Consider the following 18,790-nt stretch of genomic DNA (forward strand, 5'->3'; position numbering starts at 1 on the left):
TCACCATGGCTTACAATCATAATCACGGGGCTAATGGCTCCCAAGTCCATGCCCATAAAGCCGATATTTTTTGCCGCGACGAAACCCGTGTCGACTGGCATTCAAAAGCGCTATGGATGCTCAGAGAAAAACGCGACCGCGCCGCGGGTAGCATCCCAGAATGGGAACAACTGCGCCAGCTTGGCTCAGAAATTAAGCTCCACACGCTAACCCATCTTGCTCAATATCTTGAAACCTTTGAACAAAACTGTATCGCCAACGGCATACAAGTCCATTGGGCGAAAGATGGCGCAGAGCACAATCGTATCGTGCATGACATTTTATCCCGCCATAAAGTCAAAAAGTTGGTGAAGTCTAAGTCTATGCTGACCGAGGAATGTCACCTCAATCCGTACTTAGAACAACGTAACATTGAGGTCATAGATACCGACTTAGGTGAGCGGATTATTCAGCTCGCCAAAATGCCACCATCACACATAGTCGTGCCCGCTATCCATATGAAAAAGGAAGAAGTCGGCGAACTCTTCCATGAGAAACTCGGCACTAAAGCAGGGGCAGCCGATCCCTTGTATTTAACCCGCGCCGCCCGTGCCCACCTGCGTGAACAGTTCCTTAGCGCCGATGCCGCGATGACAGGCGTGAACATGGCGATTGCCGATAAAGGCGCCGTGGTGGTCTGCACGAACGAAGGCAATGCCGACATGGGTGCTAACCTGCCTAAGTTGCAGTTGCATTCAATGGGGATCGACAAAGTGGTGCCCGATATTGATAGCGCAGCCGTTTTACTGCGCACACTGGCACGCAACGCCACAGGCCAACCTGTCACGACTTATAGCGCCTTTTACCGTGGCCCACAGCCCGAAGGTGAGATGCACATTATTATCGTCGACAATGGCCGCACTGAGATGCTCAAGGATAAAATCCTCGCAGAATCATTGAAGTGTATTCGTTGTGGTGGTTGCCTCAATACCTGTCCTGTGTATCGTCGCTCCGGCGGTTACAGCTACAACTACACCATCCCTGGCCCAATTGGTATCGCAGTGGGCGCTAAGATTGATGACACTAACTCGATTGCCTGGGCCTGTACCTTGTGTGGCAGCTGTACCTATATCTGCCCAACTAAGGTGCCGCTCGATAAGATTATTTTCCACCACAGACGCCTTAAGGCTGAAGCCGGAAAACTCCCCTATGGCAAAAACAGTTACATGCCATTAGTGGGTAAATTTATGGCAAGCGAAACCATGCTGAACTGCTCTATGAGTGTGGCGAGAACTGCGCTGCGCATTCTACCGGGTAGTCTGTTAAAACCCTTTAGCGGTGCATGGGGTAAATACCGTGAACTGCCCGTTGCCCCGAACTCCAGCTTCGAAGCTTGGTTTAAGAAACACAGGAGCCTATAAGATGTCTAGTAAACTTGAAATTCTCAATGCGCTCAAACTGTCGGCCTTAACAAATCATCCTATGCCAAGCATAGATGTGACGCCAAGAGTCGAAAATCTCGTCGGCCAGTTCGAGACCAACCTCAATACTGTCGCGGGTACGCTGCATAAAGAAGGTGGCATCAAAGCCCTGCAAGCCAAAGTCGATGAACTTATCGCCCAAGGGTTACAGGTCATCTCCCTTGTAGAGGGTGTCACGGCAAACCGTGAAATGCCACCCACTGCCCACGAGCTCAAAAACATAGATTATGCAGTGATCCCAGGTGACATTGGCGTTGCCGAAAACGGTGCCATTTGGGTTAACAATAAGAATCTAGGCCACAGAGTGACACCTTTTATCTGTGAAAACCTGATCTTAGCCCTGCCAACGAATAAGATTGTGCCGACCCTACATCAGGCAGCTAAAGAAATCACGTTAGCCTCAGGTGAGTTCGGGGTGTTTATCGCGGGTCCATCAAAAACCGCCGATATCGAACAAGCCCTCGTCGTCGGCGCCCACGGCGCCTGCAGCTTGAACGTGTATTTGCTCTAATGCCTCGAGATTTAATGTAACCAAGAAAATTCAAGGGTTATGGAATCATCGAAACACAAAAGCCGCCTTCATTAGCGGCTTTCTTATTGAGACTTCGCTGAATGATATTTGAGTTGTAGGCTGATAAACCACTAACACAGCTTACCAATTAACGTTTATTGACGAGCAGTTTACAGGCTTGCCATGGCATTCACTCGCCGACTCGGTGAATAGAAACCCAGGGCCTCTAAGCTTATGAACGAGAGCCATGGCCGTTCTCATGCATCCCTGCATTGCACGACATTCAGGCGTCCTGCCTATCAGATGGCGAACTGGCAGTTAAACACGGATGTTGTTCAAGTCAATCCGTGGATGCAGGGCCGCTCCATCCTGCTCTTTGATGAACGGCGCCGTCCCTAACATTTATCTGCGTACGTTAGTGACGCTTAAATACAAACCCAACATTAAGATGTTGATTTACATTGTGATATAACTACGTTCTAAGACAATCGTTAGTGATAAGCAGGGGATCTTTATCAAGTCGCTTTAACCACGTGCGATAGCGCACATACTGAGGATACCTTGGTAGTATCCTCGACTCGGTTGATAGTATTCTCGATTATGTCCATGAGGCATTTATAGTAAAGGTGAGTAAATGAACGAGGTATTACTACAAATAAAGGCGCTCACCAATGGTGATCCTTTGTTGACGGCTGTCATTGTTGGAGTATTAACATTTACGTTAATTGGACTCGTAGGCTACATGCTAAAAGATGTCCCCGCGAAGCTGTTAAGTTGGCTCAGTAGTCTGCTGTTTGTGCGGCTCACTATAGACGATAGCCATCAGGCGCGCACAGAGGTATTCAATAAACTGTCCTTTTTGATCAGTAATACTACCATTCCGTTTTTTTCACGCTCTATCTCTGAGGCTGTGTACTATGACTATAGTGTGAGTTACGACGGGCGAGTCAGTGTTAAGTCTATCGGCTACGGTATGCACCTGTTTAAATACGCTGGTTGTTTCATGTTGGCTACCCGCTCTAAGGTCGATAGTACGATGGCATACGATACTATTACTGTAAGTGCACCATGGTGGGCAAAAGATAAACTATATCGTTTTTTAGAAGATACTCGTGGAGACATCTCTACAGAGCCAAAAGTTAATATTTTCGAAGAAACCGAATGGTGTCGCTATGGCACATTGAAATCATCGGGTTTTAGTGAATTAGTGCTAGATGAAGGGTTTAAGCAGAAGTTGATGGGAGAAGTTGATAACTTCGCAAGTAGAGGGAAATCGGTTGTAAGTAAGCTAACCATACTGTTACATGGAAAAACGGGTACTGGTAAGACGGGTATAGCGAGAGCCTTAGCTGTTGAGTATCATCGCGATCTATACATATTGAATCTATCGACTGTAAATGATGCCACTATCCATAAGGCTATTAGAAAGGTACCGCCCGGAGCTATGTTGTTAATAGAGGACTGTGACTGTGTAAAGGCTACGGTATCACGTACTGCTGAAAGTAATGCAGATAACCCACCACTCACTTTAGGTGGCGTTCTAAACGCGTTAGACGGAATCATTCCTCTTGATGACTGCCTTGTCATAATGACCACAAATCATCCTGATAATCTTGACCCAGCGTTGATACGTAAAGGTCGTGTAGATGTCAGTATTGAAGTACCACTTATCAGTGCAAAACAAGTGAATGAAGACTACTTTGAGCGTTTTGGCGCCGTTCTTAATAGAACTGAGCCATTGCTAGGTTGTGAAGTCTATGAACTCCATCGCAGAGCGAGCTTAAGATATGGTGTGTGTTGTAAGCCAGTGTAACCCTCATCCGAAATAGACTCATTCAACGGTCAACTCTATTTGGCCACTACATCCCGAGTACTTATTAGGGTCTGAGTTAACTTTCCTCAGGCCCTTTAACTTGCCAAACTCAGTAATGAGCTTGAGCCAGTTTTCATGGGGGATATTTAATCTTGTCAGTAACTTGGTGCTAGTTTCACTGATGGCGCCACGTTTATCATTGCGAATGATTCGCCCAGTATCCTCTTCCACCTATTGTTCGCTAAGGGCGGTCATATCTGCACAAAAGTCTCTTTCAAAAAAGAGACCTTAGCACCTTCAAATTCTCAATCAGCTATTTGCATAATAAAGTGTCAACAACCAGCATCGGGCTTGTTCAACACTTGCCATGCCTTTTGAGAATGAGTCGCGGCTACGCGCGGCCTATCCTTATTTGTTAGGAGTATTTCTCACGAATCTTACGATGAAAGTCATTAATGCTCATATCTTCTTTAAGAGATCTTAATTCTTCAAGTGACCAAGGACGTGTTCCTCGTTCTATTGGAGTTTTGCTGGAGCCACCTATAAATATTTGGTCGTTCACATGATCTGGTGGGCTGTTGTGATCTGAAGGTATAACAATGTATTTCAGATCAGGCCAAACCTTTAATGCAACCTTTATTGCTCTTATTGCTATATCAGCTTTAACTCGGGCACCAATCCAGATTCCCTCATGCTCACCTTTGATTGACTTTAATGGCTCACGCCTATCATATTCTTTATGTCTGTGAGGATGTATGTAAGCATTAAAGCCTTTATTCTTAAGGGACTCAACAATTTCAGTAGAACCCATGATGTCGATAACTGAAACTGATATGTTATTAATATCACGAACTTCAACCTCCTGAGTACTTGCCATTTCTTTAGTTTTAATAGGTTGAATTGTTTCCATCTGGAAAATTTCGCCTTTTGAATAGACTCCTTGCTCTTTAATCCATTCAGCGTATTCTTTTCCATCCTGTAAGTGCGGTCTGTATTTGGTTAGCATTAGCAATACACATCCAATGACGATGACAATTACAACTGTTGCCGATATAACTAAGTAACCAGCAGCCCATTTCGGTTCTTCGATATTAACTGCTGTCGCTAGTAGTACTGTAATCACAGATACCAGCATAACAAACCATGCAGCCATAAGCTGAATGGGACTTTTAATTTTATCCGGCATCAGATTGGAATCTGACATTTTTATACTCCTAACGTCTTAGTATTTATGCGCTGTTTGCAGGGCATAAATCGCTTGTTGACTCAATCTTAAATATGGCCGCTGCCATATCCATGTCAATTGGTATAAATGATGCTATAGGAATTTGCTTTTTTGCGGTAGCGGTTTTTTATACAGTTTGATGGGTAATCACTTGATATCATTTTAGCTTTCTCATTCTTTTACGCTCACTTTCGACTGATTATTGACCTTGGTTGACAGCATTTGGGCCCCGCATTCAGGCTGACACTCACACCCTATCCCCTCATCGGCTTAATCCATAAGACTGGCTGCTTTTCGCTGTCGGTTACGCTACGTCTTGAGGGAGTGGTTATCCTGGCTGGCGTACTGGCTGGCTTTTAAAATATCGGACGGGCATGACTTCTAGGTTTAAAGTAACCTCATCACATTAGCTTTTCTATAGCCACGGCTTTATTCACCCTACTTGAATTTTTAACTTTGAAACACACTTTGGGGCAATAGCTTTTAGCTGAACGAACTGCCAGAGGGGTCGTGAAGATTGGCATTGTTGCACCAGTGACCGTTGGCGACATGGATGTCGCCGTCGAGCCTATAAGGACATATTCACGGCGTGTCACTGGGGAAGCAATGACAATTAATGCGTAATGCGCGTAACTCAACTGTCTTGCTTTGGGGGACTTTGGATTTACGTACAACACGCTCTGGCTAAAATGGCAGCGAAAAAGACTTGCGCTGCCATATCGGTGAAAAAGCTCTGTCGGTGTTTCTACAACAATCCGCTACATAAAGGCTTTAGTGAACGCTTCCTTCGACTGGCGAATGTAGTTACGGGCGCTTTTGGCGTGCTGCTCCCACACGGCGCGATCGCTAGGATCGGTAAAGGGGTTTTGCTCGGCGGCAATTGAACGCTCAAATTTGTCGTAGAAGGTCAGCATGGCCGAAGTGATCTGATTAAAACGTTCCTTGAACTCTTGAAATTCATCAATCTTCTCAGTGGTTTTAATCATGTACTGCACTAACTCTGCATTGCTGTTCGAAGCCAATAACGCCTCAGCTTTAGCACTGATATTGGCACTCGCCTCAGCAATCACCAGCGCGCGTGCCTGCTCGTCTTTACTCATTACTCGGCTGTAATTTTCAGGTGTGCGGGCAATACTGGCATGCTGTAAGTAACTGCGCAGATGTTTGTCGAGATCCTTACGGAAATTATCTAAGTTCTTCTGCATACTGACTAAATCATTGTCGAGTGCAGTGACTTGTTGCAGTTCTTTTTCGATTTCAGACATAAACCGTTCGGCCTGCTGATAAATTTTCAGGCCATTTTCTTCAGCAAACTTTTTATCACTACGGCTTAAGTCACTGTTGTCATAATTAGAGCGATCAAAAGTCGCTGCTAAGAATGACTTAAAGGGTTCGGCAAAGGCGGAATACGCACCGGCACTGACCACGTTTAAGGTGGCAGTAGCCAAGTCACCAAAGGGTTTAACCATAGAGCCTAAACGCGCCTGTTGGAGAGGCGATGCCACACGTTTAGCATCAGTTAAAACCGACCTAAAAGTGTTATATCCCATAGGATTAGACATTTTATTGCGCTCAGACGTCGCCAACACAAAGGTGATACTTGAATAAATAGCATTCGAGTACTCGAGGTATTGTCTTTGGCTCTCGAGCTGGGCGGCATAATTTTTACCTAAAGTACGAAATGACTCAGACTGCACTTCGTAATTCTTATCAGCTTTCAGCTTATCTAAAATCCCGCCGATAATTTTCTGCTCATTTTTTTGCAGGGCCATATCAAGGCGAATTTTGCCTAAGCTCAAATCGTCCAAACTGATAGGGCCATTAATGGCCTCAATATCAAGACGGATATATTGGCGACTCGGATCATCAATAGACACTCGGTGTGCTAAATATTCGTTAGCCCCAGGGGTGATATCGATTAAAGCAACATGCTGCCACTGGGCATCGAGCTTTAATACCGGAGAGGTCAATACATTGATTCGATATTGGGTTTGAGTATTCTGGGTTTTGACCCAAAACTCTAATAGACCCGCTTCAGAAATAGGGTACTTACTGACGATACTGCTATTGCCTTCGACGCAAAGCAGCGCACTTTCACCTGTGTGAGGTTCAGCACCTTCAAATTGACAACCCATGATCCACGACCAAGGTTGAGATAAACGATTGCCTTCGAAGTCGCTGGCAAACACTAACTCATTCTCTTTGGCACTGGCATTAACTGTCGTTAACACGCCAAGCAACAGCATAGAAATGACTGCAGTGGTGCGCATAAGGGCCTCATAAAACATAAATTACTAAAATCAACGAGCGAGTCATTCGGCTCAATACCCAGTCATATCAACAATCAATCGACCCAAAAGCCTAAGCGAACTCAGTCTGTTAATTGAGGGCTATAGCCTCGGCTCAACAGCACACTTGGATAAGTCATTTTTGATTGCAGATTAAACCAGCGAAATGTACCAGAGGCCATCATCCCACGCTAGCCCTAAGTCATGTTTAACGACGAAAGATATGCAGGCAATTACAATCGGGGCCATTAATCGCCCCAATTGTAAAATTTACGTAAAACTAAACACTTATGCCACAGCTACAGGTTACTTGCCTCGCCCCTTGTCTTGTCAATATATCAGGCGAAACCAATACAACCCAAAGCAAGGATTAATGCAGACGTGCCTCGACTCGCTTCATGGCGTAAAACATCCATATCGTCAAGATAGTGCTACAGGTCGCGAGCGACACCCACACACCAATCACGCCGAACGCCCATGCAAAGCAGTAGATGATCGCAGCGATAAGAATAAGCTTAGCGCCCGTCAGCATAGAAGCTTGTTTCGAACAGTTAATCGCTTGGAAGAAACTCGCACCAACTAAGATTAAGCCTTCCATAGGCAAGCCCCAAAAATACCAGCGCATACCTTCAATCGCCACTGGTGTTAAATTCGGATTATCACCGGCAAACAAATACACTAACCATTCAGGGCGAGAATAAATCAGCGCTAAACCTAAGGCTGCGGTAAGTAACGTCATACCAAAGGCAATATTGCGCGCTTGTTTAACCCTGTCAAAGCGCCCTGCTCCTGCGTTAAAGCTATAAATGGGTTGAGTTCCAAGCGCAATGCCCTCAAAAATCAGATAGAAAAATGCTTCTGTGTAACTCACCACACCATAGGCGGCCACATGTAATGGACCGCCAACCCACAAAAAAGCCGTATTATGCAGGGTTAACACTATCGACAAATACAGATTCATCAAAAAGCTGGGGAAACCAACGCGGGCTATATTAAGGCAATTATCGAGCTTGAGCTTCATCTGCTCAAAAGTGATTTTAAGCTGAGTGCGCGGACTGAAAAAATGCTGTAAACACAAAAGCCCCGTTACCGCCTGCGACAACATAGTCGCAATCGCTGCACCTGCTAAACCAAAGGGGAAAACCACAATAAACAGCCAGTCTAAGAAAGTGTTTAATACACCACCCAAAATCAGCACCCAAGTCACCATGGATGGCCTGCCATCATTACGCAGCAGTGTGGTGAAGGTCATTGAAATTATGGGGAAATGACACAGTGCAAAATACCAGAATAAGTATTCGTTAGCATTTTCGAGCATCTCCCCTTGCGCCCCAAGGGCAACCAAAATATCTCGCGAGAATATCCCACCAACAAGGGCAAAAAAGCATCCCGTTAATAAACATAACGTAAAGGCATTACCCAGTAGTTTACGGGCCTTGACTACATTACCTTGGCCAAGATTGATTGACACTAATGCCGCGCTACCCATACCTATCATGGCGCCAATAGCGTATAAAATCGCGCCTACAGGGTAAGCTAGCATCATCCCCGCCAGCCCTGTTTCACCTAAATAGTGGCCAACAAAGATGCCATCAATTGTCACATATACGCCCGTGACCAACATAGAGGCTATGGTGGGTATGGTATAGCGCCAAAAAAGCTTCGCAATCGGCTCCTCGAGCAAGCTCATATCCGCAGGAGCATGATTAGATGTTGTTGCTGTCATTAGCGTTTCTCACAAAAAGGGGGGGCTAGAGTCGTATCTATCTAGAAAAATGATCGGGTGAACAAAAATGCGACAATGGATTGTACCTAAAAATAGCGAGAACTCAAAGCATGTTCATTGTGAATAATTAACAATAAAGATTAATCATCACAATGACTTAAGAAGAAACAGTCCAATTTCAGCCAAATGACAAACTCAGTACAGTTCAATAACAGATGTGGGTTAATTCATCATTTTCTGCTACTTTTTTGGTGTTTAAGGCCGAATTAGGTAAAGTATCCGTTCAAGCAAGCCCATTAACGTATTTAAGCAAGATGAAATCATTAACTTTATAAATTTAAGCTTTTGATAATTAATGGGTTAAACAGAAATAAATTCAATAACAATAATAAGGGAAGGACATGAGTCAGAATAGTCCAAATGCAGGCAACGATCTGCGAGAAGTCAAACAGCTCGGCATGTGGGCCTCCATTACTAGCTTAGGTTATGTGTTTTGGTTAGTTGGTGGTATGGAGTTAGTCGAGCGTATCGCCTACTACGGTGTTAAAGCCAGTGCTGGACTGTACGCTAAAGCGCCAGAGTCTGCGGGCGGCCTTGGGATCAGCCTGAGTGACTACGGCATTATTATTTCCCTCTGGGCGATCATGCAAACCTTTGTGCCCGTGTTCACCGGTGGCATGTCTGACCGAGTGGGCTACAAAGAAACCATCTTCGGCTCCACCATCATTAAAATCTTTGGCTATCTCGTCATGGCATTCTTCCCCAGCTTTTGGGGCTTCCTTGTCGGTGCATTACTCCTTGCCATAGGCACAGGGATATTTAAACCGGGCATTCAAGGCACCTTAGTGCTGTCCACTAATCGCAACAACACTTCAATGGCTTGGGGCATTTTTTACCAAGTTGTAAACATTGGCGGTTTCCTAGGGCCTTTAGTTGCTGTGCATATGCGCCAATTGTCGTGGGACAATGTATTTTTCGCCTGCGCCGCGATTATTTCACTCAACTTCTTATTCTTACTCACCTATACCGAGCCAGGTAAAGCCGAGCGACTGGAACGCAATAAGCAAATAAAATCGGGTGAAGTCGAACAAGAATCCCTGTGGCGTGATGCTTGGCGCGAGTTGAAAAAGCCGATTGTAATCTACTATATGCTCGTTTTTTCAGGATTTTGGTTCTTGTTCAATGCCTTATTCGATGTGCTGCCTATCCATATTTCCGAATGGGTCGATACCAGCGTAATCGTCACCACCCTCTTTGGCAGCGAAGGCACCAGTAACGGTATTCTGCAATTTTGGCTTGGCCTCAATAACGAAGGCACTAAGGTGATGCCCGAAGGCATGTTAAACCTCAATGCGGGCCTGATTATGACCTGCTGTTTTATCGTCGCGGCGCTGACGGCTAAATACCGTATTACTACCGCTATGTTTATTGGTTGTTTGCTGAGTATTTTAGCTTTTGTGTTTATCGGTGCTTTCCATGCGGCATGGTTTATCGTATTCGCGATTGCCATGTTCTCCATTGGCGAAATGATGATTAGCCCGAAGAAAAACGAGTTTATGGGTAATATTGCTCCCGAAGGCAAAAAAGCCATGTACTTGGGATTTGTGATGTTGCCCCAAGGGATCGGCTGGGGATTAGAAGGCTACTTTGGCCCTAAACTCTACGAGATTTATGCATCAAAAGAATTGTTTTCGCGGGATTTATTGCTAGAGCGCGGCATGAACAGCACTGAGATCAGCGCCATTCCCCAAGGTGAAGCCTTTACTACTTTGGTGAGTTACACAGGTGAAAACGCACACGATCTCACCCAATTGCTGTACCACAGCCATAACATTGGCATGGCGTGGTACATCATAGCCGCCATAGGGACTATCTCAGCGGTAGGGATTTACATCTATGGTAAGTGGTTACTCACACTACAAAGAGCCCAGCAAGCCGCCTAAGTGAAACTCGCTGACCTCATTCTGGGCAAGGACGACAAAGACAAGATAAGGGCTAGATGATGGCAAGGTGAGGAGCGATCCTCATCTTGCCTCGTCAGTATCAGAAAGATCTTGTTAGCAACTCAGGCGTAAATTGTTCGGGCGACAGCAATAGGCCTAAGCTCTCGATTTGTGCATTCAAACGATTGAGATCTTGAGTCAGCGCCGGCAAGGTCAGCGTATTATCATCGAGTACATACACTTGTCTTAAACTGGTGTAATAAAAAAGCAATATAATCAAAGCATTCACATCATTTTGCGCCGCAGCGGCTTTAATCTTTATCAACTTGCGATAGATACGATTATGGAGCTGCTTCAATTGCCACACATAATAAATTTCACTGAAAAAAGGTCGGTCTTTTAAGTTGTAAATCACGGCGCTACACAGACTCAAACTGAAAATCACGCCTAAGAGATTCAAGTGAAAATTACCTGTTGGCTCACCTGGCACAGGCGTCGCCCCAAACAGCGCAATGAGTCCAGTACCAAAAATCAGTGATAACACGACTAAGCTAACAACTAGAATCACAATGAATAAATTCATATTTTTACGATACAAGGTTTTATCTATTTCCTGCAGCTTCATAACATCCCGCTCAAATAAACCGCCCAGCATTGGCGTATAAATCAATCAATGGCAGAGCATACCGCAATCCCCTTTATTCGGCCTTAACTGATTTAAACGCATAACGAAAATACATTTCTCATTCTCACTTACAAACGATACAAATTGAAACTTTTAGGCGTAACTAAGCAGGCTGAGGGATAGGATGATGTATCGATTGAAGATCAACGGCTTAATGCCCTTACGATTAATCTTCCATTTATTTCAAAACATTAAAATGTTAACGTGCAATCAAATCTGAGTAAAATTTGCTAACCTTAACCCTAGTGAATTGCATAACGATATCGCCGCTTTTACGAGAGACAGTGTTCTAACCTTCCGCATTCAAACCACACAAGGAATGCCATGATACTCAGCAAAGGCTTTGCACAAGTCGTCCTTTTGGTGCTCAGCAGCCTTTGCTTGACTGCACAGGCCAAAGATCTGCTCGCAGTGGGTTCGAGTTTCAGTCAAATTTTTGAACTACAAGCCAATGGCGAATATACCGGCTTAGGTGTCGATATTTTGAATCGCTTCGCCCAGCAGCAAAGTGTGAACATTCACTATCAAATTACCCCATGGCGCCGCGCTATCTCTATGGTTGAACGTGGCCAAGCGGATATTCTTATTGGTCCCTACGATACCCCAGAACGTAATGCCAACTTGGTTTTTGCGGCGAAGGCATTTTACCGCGATGATATGGTGTTTTATGCTCGGGCAGACAATGAAATAGTGTGGAATGGCGACTATGCCAGTATTAAAACGCAACGGATTGGAAAAATGCAGGGTTGGAGTTATGGCACACGGTTTACTGAACAAACTAAATCATTAAATATCAATGAATTTGTCGATATTAAAAGTGGCATAGAACGGCTTTCGCGGGGTGATTTAGATTTACTCGCCACCAATAGTCGCAATACCAATGCAGTGCTCGCCCAAATCAAAATCCCTAAAGCAATTACGCCAATCATGCCGATAATCGATGTGCGAGACGGCTTTATGGCTTTTCCGAAACAAGCTAAATTTGATCCGCTAAGAATTCGTTTTGACAGCTTCTTCGAGGAGATGATCCAAAATGGCACACTCACGACACTCGGCCAAAAATACCGCGTGACCTTGCCTTACTGAGCCGGCCTTACTATTCCCACCAAATCTGACCCCTCTTACCTATGCTCACACCTGTAATAAAGAGTGATGGGGAACTCTGTTAGCTAAGACAAGCAATCAACTGCAGCTCAATCTCGTTCCAATTGACGTCGTCCATGGTAATCATTTCTAGTCTGGAATCTAAGGTGTCATCGAGTTCAACCACAGTAAACTCATGGTCAATCCAGTTAAATCCCGCAATTCCATCAGTAGTGATCATCACGGCCTTTAATCTAAGCAACACTTGCCCAACGTTGGATGACTGAGCTTGCCGCTGAATAAAATCCATTAATTTATCAAAATCAAATTCTTGACTCGGTTCAAACACCCAGCCGCAGCTAAAACAACCTTCACCTTGATTCTGCTTTCGCACTATACCGCGATCATCAAAATCAAGTGCGGCTTCGATTGCACCTTCGGCAAAGAGGCTCAACTCACTCAAGCGAGAACCACCAGCACGAAACAAGCTTGGGGCCGTCGTCGGTAGGCTGCCCAGCTTTAGGCCAGCGCTAGCATGCCCATTTATATTGAGTGACACGCGCCTTAGTTGGTTAAGATAGTCCAGCAAAGCGCTAGGTAAAGGCTGTTGATTAGAGTGGCTCACTACAGGAATATCAGTACGTTCAATATGGCTTAAATAAGTCTGCAATTCATAGAGTAACTTAGTATTTTCAGCATCATACAAGTCAGACTTAGTTGCGATGATCACATCGGCCACTTGCAACTGTTGAATAAAATTTGCATGTTCGCGATAGCGAGGATCGTGGATCTTACGCGCGTCCACCAAACATAGGGTGCTACGCAGTGAAATCACATTCTGATAATGGGGCGCACTCAGTACTTTAATGATTTCATTAGGATGCCCAAGCCCAGTCGGTTCAATCAATAAGCGGTCAGGTTTCGCTTTCGCAATCAACTGATTGATGGCCACTTGTGTCGGTACGCCCGCGGCGCAGCACATACAGCCACCCGCAACCTCACGAATTTGTATGCCGTTATCGGAGGAATTAAGTAACCCCGCATCAATGCCGACCTCACCGAATTCATTGACCAGCACTGCCCAAATTTCATCCGCGGGTTTAGTCGCCAGCAATTGCTTAATCAGAGAGGTTTTACCTACACCTAAAAAACCTGTAATGATATTGGTGGGAATCGCTTTGATAATCATAAGGAAACTCGCTCGAATAGAAAGCTTAGCGCTCGAGTGTAGAAGTATTGGCTTTGAAGCTCAACAAAAAGCGCATCGGTGAGGATGCGCTTTTAGAATCGCGACAGGCTATGTAGCAAAATATGCAACTGACTATTCAACAGTCAAATCAACAAACTAGGCAACCGTTAGACGGCTAAACTAATAGGCACTTTGCACTTATTAGCCTTGATTGTTGGGCTTAGCTTATTTTGACTTAGCCTATTTTGACTTATTGGTGCGAGAGCCAAAACCTGACTTATTGCTCACCAAATTCGACTTAGGTTTAGTCGCATTAAACGGCTTACCTAAGCCAGAAGCTGGCTTAGCACGGCTAGAGGATTTATCGGCACTGGTTTTGCTATCCTGCGCTTTACCTTTCGCGTACTTACCCTGACGAGACTGACCAATAGTACGATCCTGCGGCGCCTTATGGCTCCACTTTCCAATCGGCTTAATCGGTGCCGCAGGCGCATCACGGTAACGGGCAGGCAAAGGCGTGCCTTCTTCATAACCCGGTTGTACCGACACGGGCAGTTTCTGCTCAATCAAGGCTTCAATTTCAGCGAGCATTTCATCGTCAGAAGGTGACACGAACGAAATCGCGCGACCCGTTAATCCTGCACGACCTGTACGACCAATACGATGGATATAATCTTCGGCAAGGAAAGGTAATTCAAGGTTGATCACCATAGGCAAGGCATGAATGTCTAAACCACGAGCGGCCACATCGGTCGCCACCAGCACCCGCAATTTACCGGCTTTAAACTCTTCCAACACCCGATTACGGGCGCCTTGTGTTTTATCGCCGTGGAATACACCTGCGGCTATGCCATCCAGCTTTAATTCTTGTAATAAATGCTCGGCGCTTTCTTTCGTGCTGGCAAACACCAGCACTTGGCGCCAATTGTTGCGGCCAACGAGTTCTGACAACAGCTCGGCTTTGCGGCGTTTATCAACGCGATAGACTTCCTGCACAACTGTGGATGCGGTAGTCGTGTCAGCAACATTCACCCACTGAGGTTCATTCAGCATTTTCTCGGCGAGTTGTTTGACGGCATCGCTATAGGTCGCTGAAAACAACATGGTTTGATGCTGCGGCGCAATTAAGCGTTTCACTTTTTCAATGTCGCGCACAAAACCCATGTCTAACATACGGTCGGCTTCGTCGATCACTAAGGTCGTGACGCTCGACAAATCTAACTGGAATTGGCCGATAATGTCGAATAAGCGACCAGGAGTTGCCACCAAAATATCAACGCCCTGCTCTACCCCTTTACGCTGGGGATTCATATTGGCGCCGCCGTAAACCGCTAAGGTTTTCAGTGGCAGGAACTGGCTGTATTTCTGGATATTTTCGCAGACTTGGATCGCGAGTTCGCGGGTTGGCGTCATCACCAACGCGCGTAAAATCGGTTTATCATTGCTGTCGCTTGTTAAAGACTCAGCCGCCAACTTTTCAAGTACAGGCAGAGCAAAGGAAGCCGTCTTACCTGTACCCGTTTGGGCGCAGGCCATAATGTCTTTGCCTTCAAAGGCAAGCGGGATCACTTTCTCTTGCACTTGAGTGAGTTGCTGATAGCCACACTCAGTTATCGCATTCAAAATAGGAGAAGATAAACCGAGTGTTTCAAATTTCATAGGGACTCTTTAGCTAAGTAGTAAAACTTTGATGCGAGGTGATACTCAATGCCCCAACGCGGGGCCGCGGAGTCTAGCAAAATCCGCGGCGTTTTTATAGGCAATTATCGCCACTAAGTTAATATCTCCTCAGACATGGGAGACTAAAAGCGGATCCTGTAAGTATTTTTGGCTAAATTCACCCGCAGGAACAGGTCTTGAGAACAAGTAACCTTGGCCGTAGTCACAGCCTGCAGCCAACAAGACTAGCCGCTGCGCATCGGTTTCGACACCTTCGGCAATCACCTTCATTCCCAACTTGTGGGCCATCACGATAATCGCCTCGCAGAGAATTTGATCGTTTGAATCGGTATCGATATGGCGGGTAAAAGATTGATCAATTTTAAGATAATCAATGTCAAACTTTTTCAAATAGGCGAGTGACGAATAGCCAGTACCAAAATCGTCCAGCGACACTTGCACACCCGCATCGCGGTAGGCCAGTAGTTTTTCGGTTACACCCATACTGGCATCCAATAACAGGCCTTCGGTAATTTCAACACAGACTCCCGCACCTGTAATATTAAGATCTTGCAATAACTTCAACCAATCATTGAGCAGCGTGCCTTCATCACGAAATTGAATTGGGGATTTATTGACGCTGATTTGGATTTCAACCCCTAATTCGTGACGCCACGCCGCACTCTGGCGAGCGGCTTGCTCGAACACCCAATTGCCGATTTCAACAATCAAGCCGGTGTCTTCTGCCACAGGAATAAACTCAGCAGGCGACACAGCACCACGCTCCGCATGATGCCAGCGGATCAAGGCTTCAGCCTTGGTCACTTCACCCGTTGCTAAGGCAACAATCGGCTGATAATGCAGTTCAAATTCTTTATTCACGACCGCTTGACGTAAGTCTTGAATCAAGCGCATGCGGTATTTGGCGTATTCCTGCATCGACGGGGTGAAATAGTTGAAGCGATTACGCCCTTGATCTTTCGCCGCATACATAGCCTGATCCGCATGCTTGAGAAGCCCTTCAATACTGGTCGAATCATCGGGATATAAAGTAATCCCAATACTGACGCTGATATAAGCGGTTTCTTCCCCTAACACATAGGGTTCGGCAATTCGTCGCAAAATATTCTCGGCGACGCGCTCAATCCCCTTATGGTCTTCCATCGAACTTAACACCACAGTAAATTCATCGCCGCCAAGACGCGCCACGACGTCGGCATCACGCACACAGGATTTCAATCGACTCGCGGTTTCTATCAACAGTAAATCGCCCATGGCATGGCCTAAGGTGTCATTCACTTCTTTAAAGAAATCTAAGTCCAAGAACAATAAGGCAAAGTGGTTGCGATTGCGGTCGGCATTTTTCACTTCACTGCTTAAATACTCCAACAACATGCGCCGATTAGGCAACCCCGTCAGCGTATCGTAGTTAGCTTGTTTCCAAATCAGATGCTCATTTTGCTTCTTATCGGTAATGTCTGAGAACAGGGCAACACGTCGATAGGGATGGCCTTCTTTATCATTAATCGTATTAATGGTTAACCAGATAACATATTCCTCGCCATTTTTGCGCCGCTGCCACATTTCCCCCTGCCATTGGCCTTTCTCGCGGATATCATTATTCATTTTGTTGTAAAAATCACGACCATTAAGGTCACAATAAAGTAGCCGAATATGTTGGTCCCGCACTTCAAATTCGCGATAACCCGTCATCACACTAAAGGCGGCGTTGACGGTAATAATCACGCCCTTTTCATCGAGGACACTCATGGCTTCTGAGCTGTTATCGTAAACCAGTGCCGACAACTTTAAGGATTCTTCGATAAGTTTTGCGTCGGTAATATCGGTATAGGTTCCACACATACGCAGAGCATTGTTGTTTGCATCTCTGCTCACGACTTTACCTGTATCAAGGATCCACCGCACCTTACGGTTTACGGTATTTAAGCGGTACTCCATCTTATGTTGCGCCGTTTCGCCACGAATATGGGCCTCAATCGAATGCAGCACTTTAGGCCTGTCTTCGGCGACTATCGCATCCATCCATTGACGACTATTAGCGTTGAGCATATCAACATCGCAGCCTAGAATATCGGCGCAGCGGGCGTTACGTTCGATACGATCATTGCGAATATCCCAATCCCACACCCCAAGATCGCTACTGCTTAACACCAGTTCGAGTTGCTCACGGCTAGCGAGCACCTCTTGGTCGGCAATGGCCTGTGAGGTGATATCTAAATATCCAGCAATAACAAGCAACACGGCATTATTACCACCGCGCTTACAGGCGACTGTCATATGGGTGTAAACCACGCTGCCGTCTTTAACGATAAAACGTTTATCCATCTCGTAATTATCGATATCCCCCCGCAGCATAAGCTCAAATTTCAGGGCATCCGCTTCTAAATCATCGGGATGAGTAATTTGTGCCCACGTCATCCGTAGCAATTCAGCTTCTGAATACTTGAGCATTTGACATAACCGTGGATTCACCTTTATCCACTTTTGATCTATCCCCGTTATTGCAATACCAATATTGCCCGCGTTGAATTGGCTCCTAAAAAGAAAATCATCCTGCAGACGAATTTGTTCATCACGCTCTAATTCAAAACGTCGCGATAACAAGCGGCTCAATAGCCAAGTCGCAATCGGGAAAATGGTCAATACAGGGAGGGTCACTTTGGCGAGCAATGGCATTGCTATGCCATCGGGTAGAAATAAGAACCACAACAACATCACAATATGAACGGTATAGGCAAAGAGAAAAATTTCTCCACCTGAAATATTGGCTAACAGAGACTTACGATATTGACGCCAGATCACCCCGATTAAACCGGATGACACTATCACGCCGACGCCAATCCATATACCAGCGCCACCGATACTGATGCGATACAGCGCCGTCATCACGACAGCAACTAAGGTCGGTAAACCACCGAAAAATAGACCAGAAATACAGAGAATAACCGAACGGGTATCAAAGAAAACGCCAGGCAAATATACCCAAGGCGTACTCATAATAGTGATACCAATACCACCGATGAGTATCCCAATAATGATGCGCCACAGTAAAAAATACTGCCGCTGGTGTTTTTTAGGAATCACGTCGTACAAAAAGACCAACGCCAGCAATAAAGCCGCATTTTGTACTAACGGAAAGAGAATACCTTTATCCATAACTCAGAGAGCGACTCCAAAAATGAGGGGG

General features: G+C 45.5%; 12 protein-coding genes and 1 pseudogene. 5 read left to right on the plus strand and 8 right to left on the minus strand.

Annotated elements, in window-relative coordinates; all coding sequences use genetic code 11:
• The first annotated feature begins 5 nt into the window (after positions 1-5).
• The 3 genes from L5L98_RS09770 to L5L98_RS09780 all read left to right on the plus strand — a co-directional run bounded on the left by L5L98_RS09770 (position 6) and on the right by L5L98_RS09780 (position 3,784).
• The gene (locus L5L98_RS09770) at positions 6-1,400 is read left to right on the plus strand and encodes a lactate utilization protein B (protein ID WP_131522986.1); all 1,395 of its coding nucleotides are present in this window, start codon (positions 6-8) and stop codon (positions 1,398-1,400) included.
• A 1-nt stretch (position 1,401) separates the two neighbouring features.
• The gene (locus L5L98_RS09775) at positions 1,402-1,971 is read left to right on the plus strand and encodes a lactate utilization protein C (protein ID WP_028760696.1); all 570 of its coding nucleotides are present in this window, start codon (positions 1,402-1,404) and stop codon (positions 1,969-1,971) included.
• 634 nt (positions 1,972-2,605) lie between these two features.
• Entirely contained in the window at positions 2,606-3,784 is a 1,179-nt protein-coding gene (locus L5L98_RS09780) for an AAA family ATPase (RefSeq protein ID WP_263140369.1), read from the plus strand.
• A 96-nt stretch (positions 3,785-3,880) separates the two neighbouring features.
• Here L5L98_RS09780 and L5L98_RS09785 read toward each other — a convergent pair.
• The 4 genes and pseudogenes from L5L98_RS09785 to L5L98_RS09800 all read right to left on the minus strand — a co-directional run.
• Positions 3,881-4,006 (minus strand): annotated as a pseudogene (locus L5L98_RS09785) (transposase); the annotation flags it as partial.
• 193 nt (positions 4,007-4,199) lie between these two features.
• The gene (locus L5L98_RS09790) at positions 4,200-4,988 is read right to left on the minus strand and encodes a hypothetical protein (protein ID WP_263140371.1); all 789 of its coding nucleotides are present in this window, start codon (positions 4,986-4,988) and stop codon (positions 4,200-4,202) included.
• Between the two features lie 779 nt (positions 4,989-5,767).
• Positions 5,768-7,279, minus strand: coding sequence for a hypothetical protein (locus L5L98_RS09795; protein ID WP_113941018.1), 1,512 nt, complete (start codon positions 7,277-7,279; stop codon positions 5,768-5,770).
• A 388-nt stretch (positions 7,280-7,667) separates the two neighbouring features.
• On the minus strand, positions 7,668-9,023 hold the full coding sequence (locus L5L98_RS09800; protein WP_028760699.1) for an MATE family efflux transporter: 1,356 nt from the start codon (positions 9,021-9,023) through the stop codon (positions 7,668-7,670).
• A gap of 401 nt (positions 9,024-9,424) precedes the next feature.
• Here L5L98_RS09800 and L5L98_RS09805 point away from each other — a divergent pair, with 401 nt between their 5' ends.
• A complete protein-coding gene (locus L5L98_RS09805) occupies positions 9,425-10,966 on the plus strand; it encodes an MFS transporter (RefSeq protein WP_219250128.1) in 1,542 nt (513 codons plus the stop codon).
• Between the two features lie 100 nt (positions 10,967-11,066).
• On the opposite strand, the gene L5L98_RS09810 is transcribed toward L5L98_RS09805, so the two are convergent.
• Positions 11,067-11,591: a DUF3087 domain-containing protein gene (locus L5L98_RS09810; RefSeq protein ID WP_263140377.1), complete on the minus strand. Its 525-nt coding sequence runs from the start codon at positions 11,589-11,591 to the stop codon at positions 11,067-11,069.
• 384 nt (positions 11,592-11,975) lie between these two features.
• On the opposite strand from L5L98_RS09810, the gene L5L98_RS09815 reads away from it, so the two are divergent.
• On the plus strand, positions 11,976-12,737 hold the full coding sequence (locus L5L98_RS09815) for a substrate-binding periplasmic protein (RefSeq protein ID WP_263140379.1): 762 nt from the start codon (positions 11,976-11,978) through the stop codon (positions 12,735-12,737).
• A 79-nt stretch (positions 12,738-12,816) separates the two neighbouring features.
• On the opposite strand, the gene L5L98_RS09820 is transcribed toward L5L98_RS09815, so the two are convergent.
• The 3 genes from L5L98_RS09820 to L5L98_RS09830 form a co-directional block, all read right to left on the minus strand.
• Complete coding sequence (locus L5L98_RS09820) at positions 12,817-13,923, minus strand: CobW family GTP-binding protein (protein WP_263140381.1); 1,107 nt, start codon at positions 13,921-13,923, stop codon at positions 12,817-12,819.
• A gap of 240 nt (positions 13,924-14,163) precedes the next feature.
• On the minus strand, positions 14,164-15,582 hold the full coding sequence (locus tag L5L98_RS09825; protein ID WP_263140384.1) for a DEAD/DEAH box helicase: 1,419 nt from the start codon (positions 15,580-15,582) through the stop codon (positions 14,164-14,166).
• Between the two features lie 129 nt (positions 15,583-15,711).
• On the minus strand, positions 15,712-18,759 hold the full coding sequence (locus tag L5L98_RS09830; RefSeq protein ID WP_263140387.1) for an EAL domain-containing protein: 3,048 nt from the start codon (positions 18,757-18,759) through the stop codon (positions 15,712-15,714).
• Between the last annotated feature and the right edge of the window lie 31 nt (positions 18,760-18,790).

Source organism: Shewanella sp. SM23, from assembly GCF_025654295.1.
GTDB classification, from domain to species: domain Bacteria; phylum Pseudomonadota; class Gammaproteobacteria; order Enterobacterales; family Shewanellaceae; genus Shewanella; species Shewanella oncorhynchi.

Coding starts and splice junctions, on each gene's coding strand:
- L5L98_RS09770 (WP_131522986.1), top strand. CDS start 6: ATGGCTTACAATCATAATCACGGGGCTAATGGCTCCCAAGTCCATGCC.
- L5L98_RS09775 (WP_028760696.1), top strand. CDS start 1,402: ATGTCTAGTAAACTTGAAATTCTCAATGCGCTCAAACTGTCGGCCTTA.
- L5L98_RS09780 (WP_263140369.1), top strand. CDS start 2,606: ATGAACGAGGTATTACTACAAATAAAGGCGCTCACCAATGGTGATCCT.
- L5L98_RS09790 (WP_263140371.1), bottom strand. CDS start 4,988: ATGTCAGATTCCAATCTGATGCCGGATAAAATTAAAAGTCCCATTCAG.
- L5L98_RS09795 (WP_113941018.1), bottom strand. CDS start 7,279: ATGCGCACCACTGCAGTCATTTCTATGCTGTTGCTTGGCGTGTTAACG.
- L5L98_RS09800 (WP_028760699.1), bottom strand. CDS start 9,023: ATGACAGCAACAACATCTAATCATGCTCCTGCGGATATGAGCTTGCTC.
- L5L98_RS09805 (WP_219250128.1), top strand. CDS start 9,425: ATGAGTCAGAATAGTCCAAATGCAGGCAACGATCTGCGAGAAGTCAAA.
- L5L98_RS09810 (WP_263140377.1), bottom strand. CDS start 11,591: ATGAAGCTGCAGGAAATAGATAAAACCTTGTATCGTAAAAATATGAAT.
- L5L98_RS09815 (WP_263140379.1), top strand. CDS start 11,976: ATGATACTCAGCAAAGGCTTTGCACAAGTCGTCCTTTTGGTGCTCAGC.
- L5L98_RS09820 (WP_263140381.1), bottom strand. CDS start 13,923: ATGATTATCAAAGCGATTCCCACCAATATCATTACAGGTTTTTTAGGT.
- L5L98_RS09825 (WP_263140384.1), bottom strand. CDS start 15,582: ATGAAATTTGAAACACTCGGTTTATCTTCTCCTATTTTGAATGCGATA.
- L5L98_RS09830 (WP_263140387.1), bottom strand. CDS start 18,759: ATGGATAAAGGTATTCTCTTTCCGTTAGTACAAAATGCGGCTTTATTG.